Source organism: Candidatus Cloacimonadota bacterium (genome assembly GCA_011372345.1).
Lineage (GTDB): Bacteria > Cloacimonadota > Cloacimonadia > Cloacimonadales > TCS61 > DRTC01.
The window spans coordinates 1-5382 of the sequence record DRTC01000566.1 but is presented as its reverse complement, the minus strand read 5'-3'; the positions used below and the strand labels follow the sequence as shown (position 1 = coordinate 5382).

General features: G+C 38.9%; 5 protein-coding genes. All 5 read left to right on the top strand.

The genetic code is table 11. The features are described from left to right. Nucleotides 1-132 precede the first annotated feature (132 nt). Entirely contained in the window at nucleotides 133-927 is a 795-nt protein-coding gene (locus ENL20_10815) for a hypothetical protein (protein ID HHE39046.1), read from the top strand. A 1-nt stretch (nucleotide 928) separates the two neighbouring features. Beyond that, nucleotides 929-1387, top strand: coding sequence for an NADH-quinone oxidoreductase subunit NuoE (gene nuoE, locus ENL20_10810; protein ID HHE39045.1), 459 nt, complete (start codon nucleotides 929-931; stop codon nucleotides 1385-1387). Next, nucleotides 1384-3177 carry an NADH-quinone oxidoreductase subunit NuoF gene (locus ENL20_10805; GenBank protein HHE39044.1) on the top strand — a complete coding sequence of 598 codons (1794 nt, stop codon included), beginning with the start codon at nucleotides 1384-1386 and terminating at the stop codon, nucleotides 3175-3177. The genes nuoE and ENL20_10805 overlap by 4 nt, the downstream gene beginning before the upstream one ends. A 5-nt stretch (nucleotides 3178-3182) precedes the next feature. Beyond that, nucleotides 3183-5168, top strand: a complete 1986-nt coding sequence (locus tag ENL20_10800) for a 4Fe-4S dicluster domain-containing protein (GenBank protein ID HHE39043.1) — start codon at nucleotides 3183-3185, stop codon at nucleotides 5166-5168. A 74-nt stretch (nucleotides 5169-5242) separates the two neighbouring features. After that, nucleotides 5243-5382, top strand: a 140-nt coding sequence (locus tag ENL20_10795) for a thiamine biosynthesis protein ThiF (GenBank protein HHE39042.1), incomplete at its 3' end; no start/stop codon positions are given.

Sequence of the window (5382 nt, the reverse complement as noted above, 5' to 3'; positions counted from 1 at the left end):
GTATAAAATCTGCTTGACACTATCCACTTTGTTTAAGATTTAGCCTGTTATTTAAAAAAGATTTTCCAAAAAAAAAATAGATGGAGGATTGAATGAAGTTGCAGCGGAAATCAAACGAAAAGGAGGAGAATTATGAGTAATATCAAAGAAATGAAATATGCTCATAAGGTTCTTAAAAAAATTGAATACACTATTTCCAATATTAATAAGGGTTACACGAACAAAACACTCTATGTGAACATTTCCGGTAATGAGATCAAAGAAAAGCCTGTCACTCAGCAAATGAAAGACCTTTTTATTGGAGGAAAAGGATTCGGTTTATGGCTTCTCTGGAATGGTGTGAAAAATGACACGAAATGGGATAGTCCTGAAAATGAAATCGTTATTGCTTGCGGTCCTCTCGGAGGAACAACATCTTTTGCCGGATCAGGGAAATCTCTCGTTACATCCATCTCCCCCACTACCGGAAGTATTATCGATAGTAATGTAGGCGGACATTTCGGACCGCTTCTAAAATTTGCTGGCTGGGATGCAATGGAAGTGCAGGGAAAAGCAGAAAAAGATGTGATCATTTTTATCGACTCTACGACAAAATCAATTTCCGTCGAAGAAGCACCGGAAGAAAGTATTAATGCTCATCTCGCATCCGAAGAATTCACAGAAATGTATGCAGATACTCCCGCTGAAAAGCAGAATATTTCAGTTGTTTCCGCTGGATCAGGTTCTGATCATACACTCATCGGGTGTCTGAATTTTTCCTGGTGGGATTGGAGAAGACAGGGAACCAGAATCAAACAAGCCGGTCGAGGAGGAATAGGTTCTGTTTTCCGAAATAAGAAAATCAAGGCAATTATCGTTAAAACACCGAATATGAGACCGAAATGGAATATCCAACAAAGACAATCTTGTTCAGGAGAAGGGGTATAGAATGGAAAAAGTAGATCAAATAATTAAGAAATGGAATTCAGATCCTGATTTTGTGATCGAAATGATGCAGGACATTCAGGATGAATTCAAATATATTCCCGAAGAAGCTTTGGAAACAATAACGCTACAAACTAAAGTTCCTCTCGCTCATTTGTATCATATTGCAACTTTTTATAAATCATTCAGTTTAACTCCCCGCGGGAAATACGAAATCCAGGTTTGCACCGGAACTGCCTGTCATGTAAAAGGTGCTCCACTCATAATCGATGCTTTCAAACGAGAATTAAATATTGAAATCGGAGAGACCACACAAGACGGTAAGTTCACATTGGAAGAAGTTCGATGTTTGGGTTGCTGTAGTTTAGCACCGGTTGTGATGATCAACGACGATATTTACGGTGATTTCACTTCCGATAAGATCAAAACGGTTTTGAAAAAATATGACGAGGTAGCTTTATGAAAAAAATAACTATTGGTCTTGCTTCCTGTGGTTTGGCTGCTGGTGCTGGAAGGATAAAAGAAGTAATCAATAAAGAAGTTCAGGATAAAAAACTTCAAATAAATATTCATGAAACCGGTTGCATCGGAATGTGTTATAATGAACCATTGGTCGAAGTTTTCACAGATTCCGGGAATTGGCTTTATGGAAATGTTACAGAAGAAACTGCAAAAGAGATAATCAAACATCATTCCGAAGAAGACAGTCCAATAAAAGAATGGCTGGTGAAAACGGAAAAGATCAAAACCAAAGATGACACTTTTTTTATTAAACAGTTGAAAATTGCTTCCCGAAATTGTGGAATCATTGATTCGACAAATATAGATGATTACATCGCAAAAGATGGTTACAAATCTTTGGACAAAGTTTTAAAAATGACTCCTGAAGATGTTATCGATGAAGTAAAAAGATCAGCAATTCGAGGTCGTGGAGGTGGAGGATTTCCTACTGGAATCAAATGGGAAAGCGCTGTCAAAGCAGCAGTTAAAAAAAATGAAAATCCGATTCTGGTTTGTAATGCAGACGAAGGTGATCCAGGTGCATTTATGGATAGAAATCTATTGGAAAGTGATCCTCATACGATCCTCGAAGGAATGATCATCGGCGCTTATGCGATAAATTCCAGTGAAGGTTATATCTATATCAGGAAAGAATATCCGCTTGCTCTGGAAAGGATTTCAACTGCTATCCAACAAGCAAAAAAGAAAGGATTTCTGGGAATAAACATTTTGAATTCCGGTTTTGATTTTGAGATAAAAATTCATCGTGGAGCCGGAGCATTTGTTTGCGGAGAATCAACAGCTTTGATGGCTTCGATGACTGGAAAAGTTGGTGAACCAAAAGCGAAATATATTCACAATGTTGAATCCGGATTTAAAGGAAAACCTACAGTCCTGAACAATGTTGAAACTTGGGCAAATATTCCTGTTATTATCGAGAAAGGAGCAGATTGGTTTGCAAAGATCGGAAGCGGTGATGTTTCAGAAAATCCCTGGAATGGAAGTTCAGGTACTAAAGTTTTCTCATTAGTTGGGAAGATTAAAAGAACTGGCTTGATCGAAGTTCCAATGGGAATTACACTCCGAGAAATCGTTTATGATATTGGTGGAGGAATTCCCAAAGATAGAAAATTCAAAGCAATCCAGACCGGAGGTCCTTCCGGAGGATGCCTTCCCGAATCTTTACTCGATCTTACCGTCGATTTTGATTCTCTGACTAAAGCTGGATCAATGATGGGTTCTGGAGGAATGATCGTGATGGATGAAAAAACCTGTATGGTTGATGTGGCGAAATATTTCATTCATTTTCTGAAAGGAGAATCATGCGGAAAATGTACTCCCTGCCGGGAAGGATTGATTTCTTTGGATAAAATTCTGGATCGCATTACAAAAGGTGATGGAAAGCCTGATGATATCGAATTGATGGAAGATATTTGTGAAACCATGAAAATCGCTTCTCTCTGTGAACTTGGAAAATCAGCTCCAAATCCTGTTTTAAGTACGATTAAATATTTCCGTGATGAATATGAAGCTCATATTAGAGATAAAAAATGTCCAGCCGGTGTTTGCAAGGAATTGATAACTTACAGCATTAATGAGAAATGCACTGGCTGCACGATCTGTGCGAAGAAATGTCCTGTTGATGCTATTTCCGGGAAACTGAAAGAAATGCATTTTATAGATCCTAATATTTGTATCAAATGTGGTATCTGTTATGAAGTCTGCAAGTTTGATGCAATTACCGTAGAGTAGGAGGAATGATGATAAATATAATTATAGATGGAAAAAAAATTGAAGTGGAAAAAGAAACAACTATTTTAAATGCTGCCAAGATGCTTGACATAACGATTCCTGCAGTTTGTAATCGTGAAGTTGTGGAAGCTTACGGAGCGTGTCGCCTTTGCGTAGTCGATGTAAAAGACGGAAATAAAACGAAAATGGTAACCTCCTGCAATTTTCCAATTCGGAAAAAAATCGAAGTTTTTACACAATCCGAAAGAGTTATGAAAACCAGGAAAATGCTTCTTGAATTGATGCTTTCGCGCTGGCCCAATGTCAATCTAATCAAAAAATTTGCAGCAGATTATGGAGTTACAAAACCAAGAATGGTTCATCCTCTTGTGGATTATTCCGAAAATGCCTGTATTCTCTGCGGACTTTGCGTTAATGCCTGTTCGGAAATGGTTTGGGAAGATATCATCGGTTTTGCTGGACGAGGTGAAAACAGACGGGTTGTGATGCCGTTTGAGAAACATTACGATGCTTGTATCGGTTGCAGCACTTGTGCTAATATCTGTCCGACCGGAGCAATCTATATGACCGATATTCCTAATCATCCTGCAGATGCAACAAGGATCGATAAATACGGGATGAAAATTACTGAACAAATGACGCTTCTCGATGACGAACAGTGTGATATGAGAGGAATTGGAACTGCTCATTTAACGCAAATTATGAATGATTACGACCTACTCCCCACTACCAATTACAAATACGGTTCTCATAAAGAAGCAGATAAACTCCATTCCGATGTTTTCAAGAAAAAATATATAACTCAGGGACTGCCTGATGGTTGCTGGCTTGGTTGTACAATGTCATGCGCCAAAGCTGCTGAAAATTTCGAACTGAAAACAGGTCCATACAAAGGACAGAAAGTTTTAGTCGATGGTCCGGAATATGAAACTGTTGCCGGTTGTGGTGCGAACCTGGGAATTTTTGTTCCGGAATTTGTGATCGAAGCGAATTTTTATTGTGATACTTATGGCATTGATACGATTTCTTATGCGACCGGACTTGCTTTTGCTATGGAATGTTTTGAGAATGGAATTATCGATAAAAAAATTACCGGTGGTTTAGAAGTAAAATTCGGTAACGAAAATACTGCTATGGAAATTCTTCATCAAATGGGACGAGGAGATGGTTTCGGAATAATTGTCGGTCAAGGAATTCGCAGGATGAAAAAGATTTTTGCGGAAAAATATGACCTGACAGATGAGCAAATCCAATTTATGCAGGATATCGGCATGGAAGCAAAAGGTCTGGAATATTCCGAATATGTAACTAAAGAATCTCTTGCTATGCAGGGTGGTTATGGACTTGCTTTGAAAGGAGCTCAACACGATGAAGCCTGGCTCATCTTTATGGATATGGTGAATAACCAGATTCCGACTTTTAAAGACAAAGCTGAAGCTCTGCATTACTTCCCGATGTTCCGTACCTGGTTCGGTTTGATGGGACTCTGCAAACTTCCCTGGAATGATGTGGAACCAGCTGATAATGCGGAAACCGACGAACCCGCCAAAGTTCCGGGTCATGTTGAAGGTTATGTTAATTTCTTCTCTGCCATGACCGGCAAAGAAATCGATAAGCAGGAATTAATACGACAATCGGAACGAGTTTACAATTTCCAGCGAGTTTTCAATTTCCGTCTTGGATATGGAACTCGCGAGCATGATGCTATTCCCTATCGTTCAGCAGGTCCTGTAACGATTGAAGAATACGAATCCAGAGCAGAAAGGTATGATAAACAGCTTACTGAAAAATGGAATTATGATATCGCAGGAAAGACTTCCAAAGAAAAAAGAGATTACCTACGAGAGATGAGAGAAAAAGATTATCAACATCTCTGTGACGCGGTTTACAAAAGGCGCGGCTGGGATAATAATGGAGTTCCTACCATCGAGAAGATGAAAGAATTGAGAATGGATTTGCCTTCGGTCGTTGAGGTTTTGAAAAAAGCATAAAAATATAAACCTTCAAGGTTTCGCAAACTAAAGTTTGATGAACCTTGAAGGTTTTTCAATACAAAAGAACTCTTATGCAACTATCCAAATCAGATTTCTTCTCCAAGCACGATCCCAAAATCCTACAGATAATACTTGAATCAACTATCGGGATTGCAGGCGCAGGAGGTTTAGGTTCCAATGTAGCAGTTGCTCTCGCGAGAGTTGGTATCGG